17 protein-coding genes and 4 pseudogenes are annotated in these 19,425 nt (G+C 62.3%); 18 read left to right on the top strand and 3 right to left on the bottom strand.

Features of this window, described 5'->3' with window-relative positions:
• Together AC1RQK_RS39890 and AC1RQK_RS39885 are read right to left on the bottom strand one after the other, a co-directional pair.
• The coding region (locus AC1RQK_RS39890; protein ID WP_492815100.1) for an MFS transporter at positions 1-617 on the bottom strand (617 nt) is incomplete at its 3' end.
• 200 nt (positions 618-817) lie between these two features.
• The gene (locus tag AC1RQK_RS39885) at positions 818-2,128 is read right to left on the bottom strand and encodes a Y-family DNA polymerase (RefSeq protein WP_492815098.1); all 1,311 of its coding nucleotides are present in this window, start codon (positions 2,126-2,128) and stop codon (positions 818-820) included.
• 430 nt (positions 2,129-2,558) lie between these two features.
• Between AC1RQK_RS39885 and AC1RQK_RS39880 the strand changes: the two genes are divergently transcribed.
• Together AC1RQK_RS39880 and AC1RQK_RS39875 are read left to right on the top strand one after the other, a co-directional pair.
• Positions 2,559-2,765, top strand: a complete 207-nt coding sequence (locus AC1RQK_RS39880) for a hypothetical protein (RefSeq protein WP_492815096.1) — start codon at positions 2,559-2,561, stop codon at positions 2,763-2,765.
• Between the two features lie 780 nt (positions 2,766-3,545).
• Positions 3,546-3,847 (top strand): annotated as a pseudogene (locus AC1RQK_RS39875) (transposase); the annotation flags it as partial.
• A gap of 51 nt (positions 3,848-3,898) precedes the next feature.
• Here AC1RQK_RS39875 and AC1RQK_RS39870 read toward each other — a convergent pair.
• A pseudogene (locus tag AC1RQK_RS39870) lies at positions 3,899-4,281 on the bottom strand (LysR substrate-binding domain-containing protein); the annotation flags it as partial.
• 289 nt (positions 4,282-4,570) lie between these two features.
• Here AC1RQK_RS39870 and AC1RQK_RS39865 point away from each other — a divergent pair.
• From AC1RQK_RS39865 to AC1RQK_RS39790, 16 genes and pseudogenes are all read left to right on the top strand, one after another.
• A complete protein-coding gene (locus tag AC1RQK_RS39865) occupies positions 4,571-6,139 on the top strand; it encodes a hypothetical protein (RefSeq protein ID WP_492815094.1) in 1,569 nt (522 codons plus the stop codon).
• A complete protein-coding gene (locus AC1RQK_RS39860) occupies positions 6,136-7,179 on the top strand; it encodes a hypothetical protein (RefSeq protein ID WP_492815092.1) in 1,044 nt (347 codons plus the stop codon). Before AC1RQK_RS39865 ends, AC1RQK_RS39860 begins: the two co-directional genes overlap by 4 nt.
• A gap of 609 nt (positions 7,180-7,788) precedes the next feature.
• Positions 7,789-11,289, top strand: coding sequence for an ankyrin repeat domain-containing protein (locus tag AC1RQK_RS39855; protein ID WP_492815090.1), 3,501 nt, complete (start codon positions 7,789-7,791; stop codon positions 11,287-11,289).
• A gap of 293 nt (positions 11,290-11,582) precedes the next feature.
• A complete protein-coding gene (locus AC1RQK_RS39850; protein WP_492815088.1) occupies positions 11,583-11,942 on the top strand; it encodes a hypothetical protein in 360 nt (119 codons plus the stop codon).
• A gap of 34 nt (positions 11,943-11,976) precedes the next feature.
• A pseudogene (locus AC1RQK_RS39845) lies at positions 11,977-12,132 on the top strand (hypothetical protein); the annotation flags it as partial.
• Between the two features lie 118 nt (positions 12,133-12,250).
• Positions 12,251-12,619, top strand: coding sequence for a hypothetical protein (locus tag AC1RQK_RS39840; RefSeq protein ID WP_416047303.1), 369 nt, complete (start codon positions 12,251-12,253; stop codon positions 12,617-12,619).
• A gap of 323 nt (positions 12,620-12,942) precedes the next feature.
• The gene (locus AC1RQK_RS39835; protein WP_492815086.1) at positions 12,943-13,713 is read left to right on the top strand and encodes a hypothetical protein; all 771 of its coding nucleotides are present in this window, start codon (positions 12,943-12,945) and stop codon (positions 13,711-13,713) included.
• A 27-nt stretch (positions 13,714-13,740) separates the two neighbouring features.
• Positions 13,741-14,412: a hypothetical protein gene (locus tag AC1RQK_RS39830; protein ID WP_492815084.1), complete on the top strand. Its 672-nt coding sequence runs from the start codon at positions 13,741-13,743 to the stop codon at positions 14,410-14,412.
• A 9-nt stretch (positions 14,413-14,421) separates the two neighbouring features.
• Entirely contained in the window at positions 14,422-14,742 is a 321-nt protein-coding gene (locus AC1RQK_RS39825; RefSeq protein WP_492815082.1) for a hypothetical protein, read from the top strand.
• Positions 14,739-15,683, top strand: a complete 945-nt coding sequence (locus tag AC1RQK_RS39820; RefSeq protein ID WP_492815080.1) for a hypothetical protein — start codon at positions 14,739-14,741, stop codon at positions 15,681-15,683. Before AC1RQK_RS39825 ends, AC1RQK_RS39820 begins: the two co-directional genes overlap by 4 nt.
• Before the next feature lie 8 nt (positions 15,684-15,691).
• Complete coding sequence (locus tag AC1RQK_RS39815; RefSeq protein WP_492815078.1) at positions 15,692-16,801, top strand: RHS repeat domain-containing protein; 1,110 nt, start codon at positions 15,692-15,694, stop codon at positions 16,799-16,801.
• Between the two features lie 10 nt (positions 16,802-16,811).
• Positions 16,812-17,098 (top strand): annotated as a pseudogene (locus AC1RQK_RS39810) (Tn3 family transposase); the annotation flags it as partial.
• A 413-nt stretch (positions 17,099-17,511) separates the two neighbouring features.
• On the top strand, positions 17,512-17,805 hold the full coding sequence (locus AC1RQK_RS39805) for an H-NS histone family protein (RefSeq protein ID WP_416047090.1): 294 nt from the start codon (positions 17,512-17,514) through the stop codon (positions 17,803-17,805).
• A gap of 73 nt (positions 17,806-17,878) precedes the next feature.
• Positions 17,879-18,073 carry a YhfG family protein gene (locus tag AC1RQK_RS39800; protein WP_416047089.1) on the top strand — a complete coding sequence of 65 codons (195 nt, stop codon included), beginning with the start codon at positions 17,879-17,881 and terminating at the stop codon, positions 18,071-18,073.
• A 2-nt stretch (positions 18,074-18,075) separates the two neighbouring features.
• Positions 18,076-18,672 carry a Fic/DOC family protein gene (locus AC1RQK_RS39795; protein WP_492815075.1) on the top strand — a complete coding sequence of 199 codons (597 nt, stop codon included), beginning with the start codon at positions 18,076-18,078 and terminating at the stop codon, positions 18,670-18,672.
• Between the two features lie 150 nt (positions 18,673-18,822).
• Positions 18,823-19,173 carry a hypothetical protein gene (locus AC1RQK_RS39790; protein ID WP_492815073.1) on the top strand — a complete coding sequence of 117 codons (351 nt, stop codon included), beginning with the start codon at positions 18,823-18,825 and terminating at the stop codon, positions 19,171-19,173.
• Positions 19,174-19,425: the final 252 nt, after the last annotated feature.

The following is a 19,425-nucleotide window of genomic DNA, read 5'->3' as shown; positions in this document are numbered from 1 at the left end:
AGCAGGCCGAAGGCGCGCCATTGATTGGGCACCGGCGCCGCCTGTGAACGTCTGGCCGCGGCTGCGCCGGGCACGGCAGCCGGACGCGCCGACGCGACCAGCCACAGCACGGCCATCAGCACGGCCGGGATGCCCAGCAGGTAGCTGTGCGCCAGCGCGCCGCCCCCAACCGCGAGCGCGGCCAGCAAAGGCGCGAACGACGCACCGACGGTGCCTCCCACGGAGAACACGCTCATTACCTTTTGCGAGGTGCCGCCGGCGGCGCGGGCGGCCACCGTGGCGGGCGGATGGTAGGCGGCGATGCCGAGGCCGCTCAGCGCGATGGCCACCCAGGTGGCAAGATAGGTGGACGCCATGCCTGCCAGCACTACGCCGAGCGCGGCCACCAGGAAGCCGGTGGGCACCAGCCAGCCGCGGTGCGCGCGGTCGGCATAGGCGCCGAACAGGGGCTGCACCACGCTGGAAAGGCCGGTGGCCGCCAGCATCAGGCCGCTCACGGCCGCGTAGCTGTAGCCGCGCTCCAGCACCATGAAGGGCAGCAGGGCCGGCACCAGCCCCTGATAGAGATCGTTGACCGCGTGCGTGCCGGTGAGCAGTCCGAGCCGGTTCTTGTTCATGCGGCGTCTCCCGTGCGGGAGGCGGGGCGTGGCGAGGGGGCGAATAATGGCATGTCTGGATCCTCCTTGACGTTTGAATGGAAGATCGTAGACAGCAGCCGGAAATTGATCTCGCGCGGAAACCACAAGATTCGTCGCGAAATAGACAAAAGGCAGAACGGACAGCCATCGGCATGGCGTTTTGAATCTAGCTGCATCCGTCATCTAGCAGAAATCGCGGCTGCTCGTTTCCAGATGGCCGAGCGGGGGGTGAGATCCACCAACCTCTGTGCAACGAGGTGCCTCACTTCGCCCTCGCACTGCCACTGGCCCAGGATACCGATCAAGCGAGCGCCCAGCACCTCTTTGCGGAACCGTTCCAGCACCGACGGCCAAACGATCACGTTGACCGATCCTGTCTCATCCTCGATGTTCATGAACAGCACGCCGTTCGCGGTGCTGGGGCGCTGTCGCACCGTCACGATGCCAGCGCCGCGGGCCAGCTGGCGGTCCTGATAGCGAAATAGCGTTTCCGCCGGCACAAAGCGGCGGTCGGAGAGATGTCGGCGCAGCAGCGCGAGCGGATGCCGGATGAGGGCCAAGCCCATCGATCGATAGTCCGCGGTGATGGCCTCGCCTTCCCTAGGCGCCACCAGTGACGGGACCTCTTCCGGCACGTCGGCAGGTCGCAACAGATCCTTGTCGGGCACTGCGGTCGTGGCCTGCCAGAGCGCATTGCGTCGGTGGCCCGCGAGGGCTCGCAGTGTGTCGCCGGCGGCCAGGACCTGCACATCATGCCTATCCAAGTTCGCTCGGCGGCGCTTTGGCCTGCACGTCGGTGACGGACAGGCGCACCGCGATATTGGGGCATCGATCTGCAGCTGCGCCAGCCGCTCCCGCAGCAAGCGCAATAGGTGATCCTCACTCCAGCTGGGCTCTGCCAGCGCGATCTCGATGATGGTTGGCGCCAGCGCCTCGCGGCCGCGCTCGTGTTTGAGTTCCACCAGGACTTTGGTGACCGCCAAGTGGTGCGCGGCCAGCCAGCCCAGCGTCTGCACGATGAGCCCGCGGCTGTAGAGCAGGGTGGCCTCCGCATGCTCGATGTGATCGGGGAGGTCGACCTGCGCGGAGAAGGTTGGCGGGGCTTGTAGCCATTCGAAGATCTCTGGCGCTTGGCCCAGGGCGCGATCCATCTCCTCGTTCAGTTCGCGGCAGCACCGCCGCTGCAGCCCGGCCCGCGGCAGCCGGCGAATATCGCCAAGGCAACGGCACCCCAGTCCATCCAGCCATTCCAGGAATGGTCGTGCGGCGGGCAGGGTGCCGACGGAGAGGGCGCCCTGCCCGCGTTCCAATGCTTCGATCTTGAGGGTGTTTCCACCGCCGGCGTGGGCCAACAGCCAAGCGCCTTGGGCCGTCGGCGCACAGCCGGAGGCCGCGCTGAACCCCTGCGCAGCGACCGAGGCGCACATGCGGTGGCGCAACTGGCAGATGCCGCCGAACAGCCGCAGGCTGGCCGACACGTCGACTAGCACGGACGCTTCCTCGGCACCACGTTGGGCGCGAACTACAGGAGCGCCATGGCCACACGCTGCATAGCGTCGGCTTCCTTCTCCGGAGCCCGATCGCGTAGCAGGGTCTTCGGCGCGATGGTCAGCACACCGCCGCAGCGCATCTGCGGGCGGACGCCACGCGATCATTCATCAGCCCGCCACGTGCGGGCTCCTTTTTTCCGGGGTCAAAAATATAAGAAGCAATCGGCGGTGCTGTAGCTGGCGAGATGCCGACGCTGGGGAACAGCGTAGTCGCGCCGGAGTCGACGGTGTGTGGGCTTGACGATACTTGTTGCTCCAAACAGATTTCCTACGATAGAGATGTTGATGGTCATGAAAAGATCTGGAGGCAAATATGTATCGGCATGAGCGCTCACTGGCGGTTATGTACCCGCTAGGCACAGGAGAGTGGTTGTTCGGCGTAGTCACCGGGCCGCGAGTTATTCACTTCGGTCCATTCGAATCCAGGGATGACGCGGACGAAATTCTCTCCGAGATGTATCCGGATACGCCGATGGTTGAACTGTCCGTGCAGCCAAGGAAGCTAGATAACGACGGCGTGTCGATCCTCGGATATGCCGCAGCGCAGCAGGTAGCGTTTCAATCAGAAGTCGGCTAGTAGCCGCGCCGGCAGCCATAGCCAGCAGCCACTTTCGGGTGGCTTTTTCATGCCCATTGCATGCGCAAAAAAAAAGACCGGACCGCGCGGGGGGAGTCCAGTCCGATCCTGCGCAGCGGCGCTAAAGGTGAAGCAGCTACCGCTGCGAGGCGTGAATTTAAGCATATCAATATCTGATATAGGGGACCTCTAATTCATCTGTAGTTGTCGGCCAACGCTTAAGAATATTCAGCGACAGACCAGGTGCATGCCGCTTCATTCCACGCGCGGTCTTCCGCACACAAAGCCACCTTCGGGTGGTTTTTTCCTATTCTGGAGTCCGCATGGGCCAACAAATCTTCCAGACCGCCGCCTGCCTGGCGCCGGCGCTCGCGGCTCGCTGGTGGCCACACGTCGAACCCGCACTCTTCGAGTTCGGGATCCTGTCGCCGCCGCGCGTAGCCGCGTGGGTCGCCAGGTCTGCCACGAGTCGCTGGGCTTCTCGCTAACCCGCGAGCTGTGAGGGCCGACGCCTGCGCAGATGCGCTACGAACGCGACCTCGCGGCGTGGCCGCCGGCGGACAGAGCCAGCCGCAACCAGAAGCCCTACGAGCTCGGCAACAGCCAGCCCGGGGACGGCAAGCGCTTCATGGCCCGGGGTCTCATCCAGATCACGGGGGCGCGCGAACTACCGGGCATCCGGCGTCGCGCTCGGCTTCGACCTGGAGGCGGCACCGGCCATGTTCGAGGGCGACGCGTTGGCTGCGCGCTCGGGGTGCTGGTTCTGGGCCAGCCGCAACGCTAATCGAAGCGATTCCGCCTCTGCGCGGCAAACGCTGTCGACCACTATCCAAGCCACTCATCGTTCAGGGTGATCGTGGATACGACCACGACAAGTACCGCAGTCCGCTTCATGCCGCGGGCATTGCCACTGAGATCGCGCGTCGGGGCAACCGCACGGCAGCGGTCTTGGCAAAACCCGCTGGGTCGTTGAACGAACGATTGCCTGGCTGCACAACTTCAAACGATTGTGCGTCCGCTTCGAGCGCCTCGCCACCATCCATGAGGCCTTCCTGAAGATCGCTTATTGCATCATCTGCTGGCGACACGTCATTTTGTTAGACCCTCCAAGTCCGTGCGCCGGGCTCCGTCCCCTATGCGGATGTGCGCTGACGCCGCGCCCGCCGCGCGTCGGCGTGTTCGCGGATCATGTCGATCAGCGCGCGCAGTCAGGCCGGACGTGGCGGCGGCCCGGATAGTACAGACAGAGGCCGTCGAGCGGGGACGTCCAATCGTCCAACACGCGAACCAGCGTGCCAGCGTGCCAGCTTCCAGATCCGCGGCGACGTTCCATTCGGTCAGATACGTAAGACCGATCCGGGCTCGCGCCGCCGCAAGCATCAGGCCCGGCTCGTCGAGCGTCTTTCGCGCCTTTACCATCGATATGCGACGTTTCGCCGTGCCGCTCGAATTCCCACTGATATATCGCACCACTCGGCATGCGTGAGCGGATACGGCGGTGTGCGTTCAGGCACGCGAGCGCGAATTGGAGCGGACCCTGCTGGCTCACCTGAAGGATTTTCCGGAGGAACTCGACGTTGGCTTCGCCTTCGTCGGTAGTCGATACATCTGAGCGTCGGTGACGCCATTGTCGAATCAATTGATTGGTATCGAGCCAGATGGAAGACCGAGATTAGCATACCGGGAAACCTCGCGAAAATCGCAGGACTTTCGACGATCACCCACCCCAACACCGGATCAACAAGGCTGGTGCCCACCTGTTAGACTCGCTGGCAGCAATCATAACTAGACGAAAGGGAGAGGGCATGGCTAAGGTCAGAGGGGTGATTTTCGCGACGTTGTCTGCACTCGCCGTGGGCGCCCACGCTCAGCCCGCTACTCCGCCAACCTGGACTGAATCGGAATATTTGCTGAGCGGCCTCAAGATTGCCGAGACCCCAACGGAGCTGCCAAGCGAGTTCGAGTTGCCAGCAGCATGGGTGAAAGGCCTTCGCTCGCTGCGAGCGCGTACCGCCATCATCAACCGCGAAGCTGGTGCGTGCCTGACTTTGCGGGCCGAGGCTCGGACGAGTGATCGTGAAAAGGCGATGCGCGCCTATGCCGAATTGATGGCGGCCAGAAGCAAACTGCCACCAGAGCAGTTCGCTTCCCTGGAGAAAGAACTCCGTCAAGCCATCGAGATGGTGGGTTCGACCAGTGTAAGTGGGAGGACATGGGTGGCCGGGGAGATACAGGATGGTGATGCGCTAGTTATCGAGCTTGAGTACAGCAAGTACACATGCGATGGCGAGGCGCTGGCTGCCGTTCACTCGCACCCCAATGAGAGCCTTCCATTGCCTTCAGACGGTGACTTTGCACACTTCTTGGCAAAGAAGGGGCAGAGAGCGAGTCTGGTGGTCCATGAAAGTGGCACCTGTTTGGCCATCAAGACAAAGGCGGCAGATGGCGTCGACCCGTTGATGGCCCGAGCGACGCATATCGCTTACAACAATGGCCTGTCGTTCCGTGATGCGCGAGCAGGTAAGAAGCCCCAGGTTTCCGACTACGCGCCGGTGACGGCATCTGCTGCGGAGGCGATCGGCATCGGTCTCTATTGCGGCGAGATCGGCTCGCGGCTGACGCGGGTGCCCCCGGCTACGATCGAAAAGAGTGATGGGCTCTACTATCTCGCTGCCAAGGGGTTGGAAATCGCCAAAGCCTGGGTCCCTGGCGGCGACGGAGGTGCGGATGCGAACAGTAGCGGTGGTGCCATCATCGACTTCCCATACGTACCGACGCTGGACGCGAAGTTTGCGGAGTACCTCAAGGTTCGCCTTGGCCCTGCCATCGAACCTGTCCTCCGAAAAGGCGTGTCTCCGTTTGACTTTTACGTCGCTGTACTACGCGCTGAGTCGACGCGGATCTCCTTTGGTGGGAGCGGGGACGGGATAACAACACCAGATGTTCGTGCGAACATCGCTCGGCCCTATGAGAGGACCGGTTGCGCCAGAGAGCCGAGTTCGGGTGGCGTGACTTGCTTAATCATGGCCTACGATCGTTTTGAACCGCATGTGGCGCCCCTTAAGGCGTTCCGTGCGATCTACAAATCCGCGGATGGCTCCTGGGAGCGTGTTGACCTGCGCGGTGGTCAGGCATATATCGAGAGGGACGACCCGCGCTCGCGTTACGCAGGCGATTGTGCGTACGTCGAAGGGCGGTGCAAGCCCAACGGGACCGGTTCCTTGGAGATTAAAGGCGAGCGGGTGGTCGTCGGGCAATTCGAGAGCGGCAACCCGGTCGGCGAGGGTACTGTCAAGCTACTGAAGGACGGGGCAACCTGGCGCGTACGCTTCTCCCCGGACGGATACACCGAAATCGCAAGGGTCCACCAATGAACGCAATCAAGAGCTTAGCGGCAGTGGTACTTGTTTCGTCTGGCGGTGCGGCGCACGCCCTAGGGGTGAAGGTCGAGTTGCGGCGCCTCGAAGCCACCTACGAACTCGCCTCACTTTCGATGCCGTGGGCGACCATCGTCCACGAGTACAAGTCGAGGACTCTCTATAGCAACTCCCTTGGTCTGGGTTGGTGTAACGCGGTTCACATCAAGGATGGCTCGGCTGAGGTTCATATTGACCTCGAATCCAGGGCAGTGATAGATGGGCAATCGATTACGATCGAGAACTGCGGCACTGGCAAGGAATTTGGAGATGCGAACCGGTTTGAACTCGAGCCGAAGTTCAGGGCATCGTTCAAGGGGCGTCCATTGCGGGAGGTGGCCAACGCCGCGGCGCCGGTCGCTTTGACCAGTCCCGCGACGTTCGAGACCGTTCGGATCGGCCCGAAACAGATCCAGGTATGGCGTCCAGATATGTCGCAGCCCTACAAGGCCTACGGCTGGGATGGAAAGCTGATCTCGGTCGCCGGGCTGAGTGTTCAAACTGAAGAAGGCGGGCGTGTGCAGTCCATAACGGGTCCCGCCGGCGGCGCGATCACCTTCACCTACCAGGGGTCACTGCTTCAAAACGTGAGTAGCAGTGAAGGATTCAAAGCCGTGTTTGACGTGAAGGACAACGAGCTAGCAGCGATCGACAACGCTTGGACGAAGCGCTACGAGTTTCTCTACAGCCCTACGCGGAACCTCCGGTCCGTCAAATATCCGGACAACACCCAGTTCACCTTCTTCTATGACGAGCAGGCCGACACGGTCACCGGCTTTCTGAATCGCAACGGATGCATGGAGACGTACAGTCACATCAGCGGGCGGGACGTGAATCACTACAAGGTGCAGGCGACGCTGATGTGCAACGGCAGGAAGCGATCGGAACGAACGGTCTCGTTCGCCTTCTCCCCGGACGGAACACTGCTGGAGGAGAAGGAGTCCGTGCTGACCTCCGATGGGGAAGATGTCGGGGATAGGGTCTACCCGAGGGACTAGCTGCGCCAAGTCAAGCAACAGAGCTATTCCAGTGAGGGGCCTCGTAAAGCGCCGAGGCGGCAGTCCGTCGTTACGCGCACTGTGCTCGCAACGGTGGTGACGTCGCCGCGTATCCGCGAATCGCGTCCGCCACGGGGTAGTCGTGCCTTTCGTGCCAATTCTGGCGGTAGAATCGCGAGGGCCCGCTTGCAACAAGAGGGATGGCCGGGATTCACAAATATGTGAAACTTCAGATAATTTTCCAATCCCGGCCGACCCTCCTGTCGGACTTGAACAAATGATGCGCACGACAGGGCGATAAAACGATTCAAAACCGAAAGCGTAGTTCTTCTACCGCCCCGTAGCTCGCGAAACTGCTCAATATTTAGGCAATTTCTTATCAGATGCTGAAAGCCCGACAGACTCCTAGCTAGCCACCCGCTCGTCTTGACTCCACTAACCTGACAGAGCTGTGCAGTGACGTCGTCGTACATGTCAACGGAATTGCGAATCCTGCGTTTCACCCTGATATCGACGGTGACTGCGACGGCTGGAATGGGGGTGGCAGGCGCTGGATAGGTCGGAGTAATTTCCTCGGGCGAGTGGCGCCTTCCAATGGCGGCGACAAGTATGCTTTATAAGAAGAACACCATAAGCGCGTTAGCCAGCTTGATGGCAGCCGGCGTTATCTATTCCGGCTCAGTGCCTGCGCAGACGAACGGCAGCGACACCACCGCAGTTTCAGCTGTGTCGATCGCCGGCATGTCAAGCGACCAAAAGACCGATGCCCTCATCAAGGCCATTGCCGACGGGGACAAGATTGGCATCCAACGCCTACTCGACGCTGGCGTAAGCGTCAACGCTCCAGAAAGCGAGCATGGCATGCGCCCGCTTCACGCCGCTGCGCTCAGGGCGAACGTCCCGCTCATGAAGGCGCTGATCACGGCCGGCGCAACAATCGACGCATCCGCCGAGGACGGCTTGCGCCCGATGGAGTTTGCCGCCGCAAGCGGGAATCCCGAAGCGGTGCAAGTGCTCCTGGACGCGGGTGCCAGCCTGGCATCGCCCAAGCCGCGGGGTTACACCGCGTTGATGGCGGCGCTTGAGCAAGGCAATGCGGAAATGCTCACGTTCCTTCTGGCCAAAGGCGCGAAGGTCGATGAGGTCAATACCAACGGCGAGCAGGTGATCCATGGGGCGGCGCGACATGACGACACCGAATCGCTGAAGCGCTTGATTGCCGCCGGGGCGAAGGTCGACGTCCCAAATCGCGACGGAAAAACTCCGCTAATGATCGCATCAGCCGCGAACCGCCCGCTGAACGTCAAACTGCTGATGGACGCCGGCGCACGGCCTAGTAGCGCGGACGCCGGCATCGAACTCATGACATCCGCGGCGAAGAATCGCGACATCGATGTCGTCAAGGTGCAACTCTCCGCAGGCACGTCCGTCGCAGCTGTGGACAAGACCGGTTGGCAGGCAATACATTACGCCGCGAACAATGGCGACGCGGCAATGCTCAAAGTGCTGTTCGCCGCCGGCGCCAAGCCCGACGCACTTTCCAGTGGCAAGGAAGGGCAATTTCAACCGCTTCATCTGGTGGCTCGAGGTAAGGAAGCCCACTACAGCGGAGACCTGCGACGCATGGACGACGCGGGCTATATCGAAGCGACGCAAATCCTGCTCGCTGCTGGCGCCAAAATCGACGCAAAGAGCGGCGACGGCAAGCAGCCGATCCACCTCGCGGCGGAAAACGGCATGACAAGTGTCATGCAGATCCTGCTGGCACGCGGCGCGAAGGTCGACGCTGTGACGCCGGAAGGTAACCAGCCTTTGCATTACGCAGCGCAGGCTGGCCGCCCCTATTGGAACGAAAACCTCTACAAACAGAGCGCGATCATCGACATGCTGGTCGGGGTCGGTGCAAAGGTCGACGTGCCAGGCAAAGACGGCTGGCGACCCCTGCACTTCGCCGCGGCCAAAGGCACCGCCGAGGGGGTGAGCGCATTGATTGCAGCGAAAGCTGACCCCAATGCCGCACTTGCGGACGGCATGCGCCCGATCCATTTGGCATCCGACCGCCGCGATTACTTCAACACTGAGTCCGTCATCGCGGCGCTCCTCGCAAGCGCCGTCCAAGTGAACGTGGGCGACGCAAAGGGCTGGGAGCCGCTTCATTACGCGGCGGCGCGTGGTGCCACGCGGACTGTAAAACGGCTACTCGAGGCAGGTGCGAACGTGTCGGCTGTCACGAACGACGGGCATACGGCCATGGACTACGCCGTCACGAGCAAGTCCACCGCGACGCAGTCGCTATTGCAAACCGCTGCTGCCGGTCAGCCACTCTCGTCGCCAGAGCAACGAGATGCGGCGCTGATTACTGCCGTGGGCGACCGGGACCCCGTCGAAGTCAAGCGACTGCTCGCGCTAGGCGCGCGTGGCAATGCCGCGGACAAGTATGGCAATCGCGCCGTCAACATTGCTGCAAAGCGCGGAGATGCCGCCGTGCTGAAGGTGCTAGTCACTGCCGGCGCGTCTCTGGAAGCGATACCCAAGAGCGCAGAAAATCCCGGGGCGGAAGCCATCCTCTGTCAGTCCACCGAGTGGTCTGACTCCGGCCAGGAAACCAAGGCATTGTTGGAAGCCGGTGCACGCATCGACACGGCTTGCAGCGACGGGCGGCAATCACTGCATAAGGCGGTCATTTTCAGACGCATTAATGTGGTCATCGTCCTGCTGGCGGCGGGTGCGGATGTCAACGCACAGGATAAGTACGGCGGCACCCCGCTGCACTACGCCGCGAGTGTGAATAGCCCCGGCATCACGACTGCACTGCTGCGCGCCGGTGCGTCGAAGGCGGTCGTTACGAAGGACGGTGCCCGACCGATTGATATCGCCAAATCGCGTGAGTCACTCGAAGTAGAGAAGGTGCTGCTCGAGGGCAGTACCCCGGCGCAGATCGCACAGGCGACATTGAGCGCGGAGCGCTACAACCGCCGCACCGAGATCCAACTCGCTGTCAATAGCGGGTTCTCAGCAGAAGAGCTTGGCTATAAATGCAACGGCGAGCTGTTTGATTTCCCTGACCGATATGACGATTTGGCCAATCCGGCGAATGCTCGCAGCAACTGGGCGCAGGCGTACGGCATCGCATCGCGTTTTGGCGAATGCGTGCGCAACTTTGCTGCACGTCCCGTGGACTTTGCAAAACTTGTCCCGGTCTATTCCTTGCTGACATGGGACGAACGGCGACGCGTCAACGAGAAGTTCCTCGAAAGCCTGAATGGTCTCAAGAACCTGATTCAGATGGGGCAGTCGCGCATCGAGTCGGAGATGCAGCGCGTCAGGGCGTCGCAAGGACGAATGCAGGGCGCAGCCGAAGCGTCACGACGGGCTGCGCAGGAAAACAGCGCATGGGTCCAGACCATCGGCCAGTCGCTGAACACGATCGCCGCACAAATGAGGCCGCCGCCCTTGCCTGATCGGGCGGAGTTCGACCGTATCGTGGCGGAAAACGAACGACTTGACGGTGGAGGGCCGAGCGGTCGTGGCGGGCCGGGCAACAAGGCGGCTCCGCAGATGCAGTCGGGAGGCGTGGGTGCGGCCAACGGCGGTACCAACGCGCCGGGTGCTAGTGCGCGCGCGGCGAATGGCAGCAACGGGTCCAATGCAGCGAATGGTGCGAACTCCCCGTCCGGCAGCACGACTTCCGCCGCAGCAGGCAATCGTGGCGCAAACGAGGCCTCCCGCGATGCTGGCAAGACTGGTAACGCTGACACGTCCGGCGCCTCGGCGTCATCTGCCGGCAAACCAGCATCCGAACAAAAGCGGGCTGACAGCACAAAGACGTCCGGTGGCGCGCCGAAATCGTCATTGACAAGCAGCGGCAACATGGGCGGTATTGTGCTGTACACCGACGATACCGCGAAGCGGAAGGCGGAAGAGGAATACCAGGCGCAGATGAAGCGAGGCATGGCGGAGGCCGAGGCGCGAGAGAAAAAAGGGCAAGCCGACGCCGAAGCCGCGGAGAAGGCTCGCGTGCAAAAGCTTAAGGAACAGGACGAGAAGCGCAGACGTGACAACCCGCCGTGCCAATCGGATGGCCACGCCACATGCACGACTCCCAAATAATGACCTCGAATCCGGATGACGCATTCACCGCCATCGCTGGCACCTTTCGACCCCTGCCGGAAAAGGGCTGGCCCGAGCTTCGCTCGCCTGCCAACGGCGGCCGGGGTACGAAGCAGACGATAGCGCGGCTGAACGATGCCGACCAAATGGCGGGTTGGATTTGGATGGCGACTCACCGTCGCAGGGACAAGAGAGTCCGTAGCTATGCTGACCGATGTTCGAGCGATATGCAGACCGAAGGTAGCCTTCAGTGCGCGACGGTACAAACTTCGGCATTCTCGTGGAGCGAGGTCATGAAACGACCCGAATGGCGACGAGCGATTGGTGCCTCGCTGTGCGGTGGTGCACTGCTTGCCAGCACGGCTGTGATGTCGTCGCCGACGTCGGACGAATTTCAACGATGCGACGAGATGGCGCGGGCCTTGCTAAAGGTTTGCCTCAAAAAGCATGCGGGACGGGACAACGACTCGTGTTCGCAGAACGCCCGTAAAATGAGTATCGACTGTTACGCGATGGTGAACAACCAGTACGTCCGTCCGGACCCTGCAAGCGAGGCTGCGCGACGCGGGGCCGCGATGCAGGCAGAGGTGGAGGCCCAAGCACGAGCGGCCGCGGCCGGCAAGGCGGCAACGTCGCCGCCAGCCTCTCGATGACGCAGACCGACCTGGCAGGCGCAGTTGTCCCGAATTGAAACAACCTGACACGCTGGCATTGAAGGCGGACGGCGGGCAGTGGGCTTGGGGTGAGAATCGCGACGGACAGCTCGGCGACGGTACGACGACAGCCGGAGCGCAGCCCGTGAAGATCGATGCCGGGTTCGCACAGATCGCGGCAGGACGCACGCTTTCGGCGGCGATGCGGGTCGACGGCAGTTTATGGATGTGGGGCCCGAACAAGAATGGATGCGTGTGCGTGCCAAGTGCGGTTCCGAGGCGCTATCGAGAGGTACAGGAGAGTTGCAATGCCCAACGACGCGACCCGATGGCGCCAATGGCAGCAATGGTTAGGGTACTGGTTTCCGTGGCGTCAGTCCGGTTCGACCGCCGTCTCGCTTCGCGTCACGGATGGAAATGGCGATTGCCTCGTGGACGTTGCCGGCGCCGAGCGTCACGAGTATCGGATGCGGATTGGCTTGCCCAGCGGTGCGATAGTCGTCAATCTCTACGGTCGTTACCTCGCGTTCGTGGACGACGGCGGGCACCACAACTATGACGGCATTGACTTCGCATGCCGAACCTATGTCAAATTCGGCGAGTGCCTTCAGGACAGGCAGGCCTTGCATATTTCGATTCGATCGATGCGACGCGCATGGTGGCGCCGCGGCAATTAGCGAGCAGAGGCTCGAACAGGCATCAAGGGAAGCGCGCAGACGCTTTCAGACACGCTACAGCATATGAACTATCGTCACTCCCGCATCGACGTCTACGTATTTTTGCGCTGGGCGCAACAGGGGCTTATGCTCAGGGATGCTTTGGTTCATTTAGGGAGAAGAGATGCCAGAATGTTGAAAAAGCCTCGGAACAGGCAAGAAAAGAGGGCGAGGCCAGAAAGCAGGAATATGTGAAGAATGGCGGGAAACTTCAGGACACCACAACGCCTACAAAGGCCAGCACCGGCACCTCAAAGTAAGAGGAAAAGTGGGATAAGACGCCAATGATCTTCCGTTATCGAATCCAATGGCCCATTGCCGGATTGTTGATCCTGGGGCAAATCAGCGCCGTGGCCTGTGTCGACCCGAGCCGCGTGGACGAGCGCCCGGTGCCGCGCATTCAGCCGCCGCTGGCTGAACCGGGTGCCCAGCCAACGCCTCTGGAGCAACGTATGCCCGTAGGGGCGGTTTATGCCTATCTGGCCCCCGAGGATACAGTCGCCAGCGTCCGAGTAATCCGACAAGGCATGAGCCTTCCGCTGGAGGTGCTGAATCGGGAGACGGTTGAGCGCTTGGGTTATCCGGCGGCAGGAGGGGCGTTCGAACAGCGGTGGATCTATGTGCACGCCGCCAGCTACGGCAAAGCCGAATTGCGCCTGAACACGCCTTCCGGCAAGACCTATGCCGTGGTGATAGGCATGATCTATCCGCACGAGGAGCCTGTGGGCGAGCCCCTGCGGCTGGAGGTTGCCGGCAGTGGCGGCGAGCCGAGTTTTGCCGTCGATGCCAACAATAACACCTTGTGGCTGAGCCTGCCTGGCCAGGTGGGCGACGGATGGCGCATGACTTCGGGCGATGAGACCTCCTTCTCGTTAATCCGCGTGGAACAATTGGCCATGCCGTATGGCGACGGCCCTAGGGTTGGGTTGTTCTTGGAAGCCGGGAGATCGGTGAGCAGTGGGGTGATCGAGCTCCAGTCTGTGCCAGCGGGCCTGTTCGCCGCCCGCAAGACCTATCGCTTTAAGGTGAATGCGCGGCCCGTGCCGGCATGCTGAGTAGAGCCTGGTTGCAAGGTGATGAGGATGCAGAAAACATTGAGCATGGGGCGTGGGCGTGTGTTGATTCTGGCGTGGGGCGTGCTGGCGTTCGCCACGGCGCATGCCGACGTGACGCCGCCCCACATCCGGGATGCGTGGGCGCGATTGCGGGACAACCCGAAAACCTACGATCAGACAGACCAGTTCTGCCGTGGCAAGAGGTTGGATGCAGCCTGCGAACTGCCGGGCAACGCGCTGCAAGGCGGCGGGACGGGCGTGTGCCGGTCGTCGGTCAACGACCGAGGCGAAATTGAGCGATCCTGCATCCGCACCACACGCGTGGAGATCGACAGCGACGTTCCGTCTGGCGGTTTCGTGGCCAGCCCGGCGTTGTGCAAGCCCTACATCGACTGGGTGCAGCGCAACGATCCCTCCGAACCCGCGCCCGTGCTGCCCTTTGGCTGCAAGCCTCCGGCGCAGCCGCTCACCGACCGTTTCTGCAAAGGCAGGGCCGTCGGGGATGTCTGCGCCGTGGAGATGCGGGTGGACGGAAAGCCGGAGCAATATCCGGGCACTTGCGCAAATAAGTGGCAGAGCGAGCGCTTCTATTACATGGGTTCTCGGGAGGCCCTGCGGCAGGTCATGACCTGCGGGTCGCCGCCAACGTTTGAACGCCAGTTCAGTCCGGCCAGCTGGCTGGACAAGCTGTGGCAGTAAGGGGGTAGCGTGTCGCAATGGCAGGCGATGGTGCTGTCCTGGCTGGTGGAACTGCCGCTGTTGCTGGCTTTCCTGTGGCGCTGGGGCGTGGGGCGCGCGAGCCTATTCGGTCTGCTGGCCACGGGGCTGAGCCACCCGGTGGCATGGCGGGCGGTTAGCTACTTGTCGCCGCACGACTACACACAGGGACTGTGGTCGATTGAATTGGGCGTGGTGCTGGTGGAAGGGTGGGTGCTGCGGCTGGGTGTTACAGGGGCATGGAGGCCGGCGCTGAGGGCGTCGGCGGTGGCCAATCTGGCGTCTTTCGCGGTGGGGTGGCTGCTGTGGTGAGCCGCTCGCTGGGCGGCTTCGTGGTACTGGCCATCGTGTTGGCGGCACTGGCGCCGGGGCCGCTGTATGTGTGCGCGCTGGCGGTGTTCGGGCTGCCCCACGTGATCTGGGAGTTGGGCTTTCTGCGCAGCCGCTATTTCGCGCGCTGGCCTGCGGCATGGTGGAGGGTGTTGATGCTGGCGCTGCTGATGCACGCGGCGCTGCGGGCCTTGGCTTGGGCTGGCGTGGTATCGCCGGAGGCCCAGCAGGTGCTGGACTTGCTGGCCCTGGCGGCGTTGATGCTGGTGGTGGCCGCCGTGCCCAAGAGGGTGGGCTGGGTGGTGCGGCTGGTGGCGCTGCTGGCTTCTGGCGCGGTGTGGGTGACGCTGGAATGGGGGCGCATTGGTGACGTGCTGCTGGCGCTGGCGCTCCTGCACAACTTCACGCCCGTGGCCTTTGCCTGGGACATGGCCCGTGACGACCCGCGCTACCGCCCGCAGGCCCTGATGGCGGGCCTGGTTTTCATACTGCCGCTAGGGCTGGTCGCACTGGGGGCCGCAGGTTGGTGGCCAGCGCCATTGACCGGGTTGGGTCTGATCTGGCTGGATGGGCAAGTACCCGACCTTTCCGGCGCTGCTGGCGGCGTGCTGCGCGCAGCGTTGCTCAGCGCGGCGGTGCTGGCGCAGTGTCTGCACTACTACTACGTGCTGAAGGTGTTGCCCAGCGCCGAGGGGCAACGCAGCGGCCATGCACCCGTGCCATATTGGCTGTGTGTCTGCACTTTGCTGCCGACCGCTGGCATGGCCATCTATTTCATGCAGCGCTTTGGCGGCGCACGCCAGTTGTATGGAGTGGCGGCGGGCTTCCATGCATGGCTGGAGTGGCCCCTACTGCTGCTCACCTTGTGCTCGCATCCATTGCGGGCCCCAGTCCGATCCGATTTTTCAACTGCTAACGGATGAATCCGACCATGCTCAGACCTTCTCTTCTTCTTGGCTGCCTGTCCCTCGCGTTGCTCGGCACCGCGCAGGCCCAGGCACCGCGCGTGATCGACGTGCCTGCGGGCAGCTTTTACGTCGTCAACGGCGTGAATGTGCGCAACGGCAATTACTCCACCACCTTCAGCACGCTGAGGGACGCGGACGATCCCGCAGGCGAACCCTTCCATCGCGTCTATAACTCTTTCTCCGACTATCAGGGCGCCTACGGCCTAGGCTGGTCGACAGTGATGGACAGCCGGATCACGCTTGTTGAGTATGGTGATCTCGCTCTCGCCCTGAAGGAGAACGGTGTAGGCGCGACCACGCAATATGCCGTGCAGCCGGGCGGGTCTGGCAGCGAGCGCAGCGAGGAGATGGAGAAGCGGCGCCGGGATATCAAGCTGGAATACAGGTTCCAATTCAACCGGGTCGCCCGGCGCAAGGAAATTATCAAAACGGATCTTTATAAGGAAGCGGTGAAGCGAGGCGAACTGAAGCCGTTCAGCGAGAGCGCGCTGCTTGATCCGCCCTACCCATCGATGGAGTCGGCGATTCCCGACGGTGCGGTGTTCGTTGCCAAGAACACGTTTCAGGGCGATGCTTGCCGCGAGAAGAGCCGGATCGTGCGCCAAGGCGACAACCTAGTGCGCACCTACCCGGAAGGCTGCGGCATCGCCCGTGAAATCTACACCCTCAGCGGCACGTGCACCCGCGTAGAGAGCCGGGCGGGCGGCGCTCTGACGGCCACGAAGGATCCCGCCACGGGATTGGTGACTTCCGTTCAGGATGAAAAGGGCGCGACGATCCGGTTCCAGTACGACGCGAGAGGACGGCTCGTGCGCGAGGCCAATCCCAATGGGAACGCGTATGGCTTCGAATATGACGAACGCGACAACATGACGGCCATCGTCTATATCGATCATTCCAGGAGCCGGATGGTCTACGACAACAAAAGCCGGGTGACGTTGTCAGCCCCGCGCAACCGCCCGGTCGCAACCTTCGAGTACCGTAAGGATCCTGACAACCCCGGCATCTCGATCACGCATGTCACGCTGACCCAGGGCGATCAGACGCAGGAGATCGACTACCGGTTGCACTGAAGCCGGAGTCCGCCTCGCGGCGGCCGAGTGTGCCAGGATGATTCCACAATTATCAGCCACGAGCATACGTCACGTCATGCGCTGGGCGGGCGATGAGCGGCGAATGGTTCAGGCCTGTACGGCAGTTCTGGAGTTCATGAACCGCCATCCGATCGCGGCAAGTTGGGGCAGGTCGGACCTCGCCTCCTCGGAAATGATGGGCCTGGAGACAAGCCAGCGCGTCTGGCAGACACGCAAGACCCAAGGCGCCACGCCGCCTCGGTCGGTATCTACACTTACGTCCGAGATCGAGGCGGCACAAGACGGGCTGCGGGCCGAACTGGAAGTGGCGCTGCGGCAGGCCGAGCGCGCACAAGCTGACGCCACCGCGTCGCGCCGCCTGGCAACCACCAGGCGCCAGGTGCCAGCGACCAAGACCAAGTTGAAGTTCAAGTTCAAGGCGGGCCCGGCCTGAGGTGGGCAGGGGGCGAGGATTTGTCCTCCGCGAGATGGGATAAGCCTATGGACAAACCGCGCGAGGACCAGATGCCCGGCGGGCTCCTCGGGTCTGACTAATTTTTGAGCGGCGGGGTGACCACGTGATTCACAATCCGCAAGCGAGCGGGTTGCTTTACACCAGCGATCCGCCGGAACAATGTTGAGGCCCAACGGTCTTTGAGACGACAACGCAGGATCCTGCCCCGCAACTTCCTCAAATCTGTGCACCAAGAATGAAGTCGATCGAGATCGAGCGCGCCGAAGCGATTACCTGGATCCGCATCCAGATGGCCCAGCACGGCCTGACCCTGGAACACCTTCAGGCTGCAGGCTGCTTTGCCGAGCCTCTACCGACCCCATCGCCTGGAGCGGTGCGCTATCGCAACGCACACGGGCAGGGCTGGGACGGCTGCGGTGCCATACCGGACTGGCTGCAGCGGGCGATCCACGCCGGGCAAACGGTAGAACATTTCCGCGTGCCAGTCGCGGGAGTCACGGGGCGCGCCGATCTGAAATCGAACGGTTAGCGAGCGGTGCAGTATGCGCCACTGCTCAGTGGGTGAAGATTGGTACGCGTTCCGTTATAATGGTAATCGTCATATGCAAACTGCAAACGAGCTGTTTCCTGTGAAGAAACCCGACCTGCAAGCCAAGCTCGCCTACTGCGCCAAGACGCGTCGTTCCAACTATGCTGCAAGCCTGCGTCTTGAGGGCTACGACGTCACGCCAGCTGAGTCAAAGCGCAAGTTGCCTTCGCGTGAAGCTGTGTTGCAGACCTATCGCAAACCAGCCTGACCTTGGACAAGTACGGCACCGGCCAGGATCCGTACTGCTACCCGGACACGCACATACTGCGTAACCGGCTGGGCATCCAGAACGATGCGCTGCTTGCGCAAGCCGAGCGTGATCTCTCCGAGATTGCCGCTAGCCAGATCGATTTCTCGCTTCCCCCCTACGATCTGGCCTACCTGAAGCATATCCACCACACGCTGTTTCTCGATGTCTACGACTGGGCGGGCGATTTTCGCACCATCGACATCTCGAAGGGAAGCACACGCTTTTGCAACGTCAGCCGAATCGAGCCGGAGGCTGACAAGATCTTCCGCGCCATGGCGCGGCAAGCATGGTTCGAGGATTGGGAGCGCCCTCAGCTAGTCTGCGCCATGGCTGAGCATTTCGGTGACCTCAACATGATCCACCCCTTCAGAGAAGGGAACGGGCGCGCCCAGCGCATCCTGTTCGAGCACATCATCGTCAATGTCGGCTTCGAAATCAGTTGGTGGGCCATCGAAGCTTCCGAGTGGATCGATGCCAATGTCGCGGCAGTCGTGTGCGACTACCGCCCACTGGAGGTGGTATTCGAAAGGTGTATCGGACAGCGGATTGGGGATTGATTGTGGCATACCGCCCCCATTCGCTGAAGGCGGAGGGGGTAAGACCGGCGCGCGCCATAGGGCGGAGGGACACTGCATGAGACCGCGCCAAAGCGGGGGCAACAGCGACGTGTGCTGCTGAGAGGCTAATGAGCCACCTGCAGTGAGCGCGTGGCTTCGATCCATTTCTGGAAGCGCCTTCTCTCAGGCGACTACGACCACGCGCTGTGGAAGCCGGTGCTCAAGAGGGTCTTCCCGGACAAGTCGGTGTCGCGGGCGGCCGTGGCTAGCCATCTCGAATCGATCTACCAGACCCGCAACCGCATCGCCCCCCACGTGCCGGTCTATGGGCGCCGCCTCGCGCAGACCGCGATCGAGTTCGTGGCGCGGCACCTCGACGCCAGCGGGCAGGACGGCGCGACCCCGCTGGAGAAGCTGTTGCAACCGGAGATGGTGGAGTTGCAGAACCGGGCCGGCGAGATGCGGCGGCGACTGGATGCCCTACAGGCTGGGGCAGGCTAGTTGGGCAAGCCATGGGGCAGTTCATGTGGACTGCGCCTTGGCTCCAGGCTGGCTGCGGCGCGCGAGGGACGCCGGCCCAGCTCCACGCGGTGAGCACGGGACTAGCGTGCGTGCTGCTTGTCGGGTTCGCTGACATCGACTAGCCTGCTATCGATGTCGATTCTTCGCTGCGCTACGATACCCATTTGATGCCAGAACGCTCGATCACCCGATATGGCAAGGCGCTGCAGCGCCTGCGCCAGGTCTTTTCCC

This window comes from Cupriavidus sp. GW822-FHT02D05, assembly GCF_058802485.1.
This window is presented reverse-complemented; position numbering and strand designations above follow the sequence as displayed.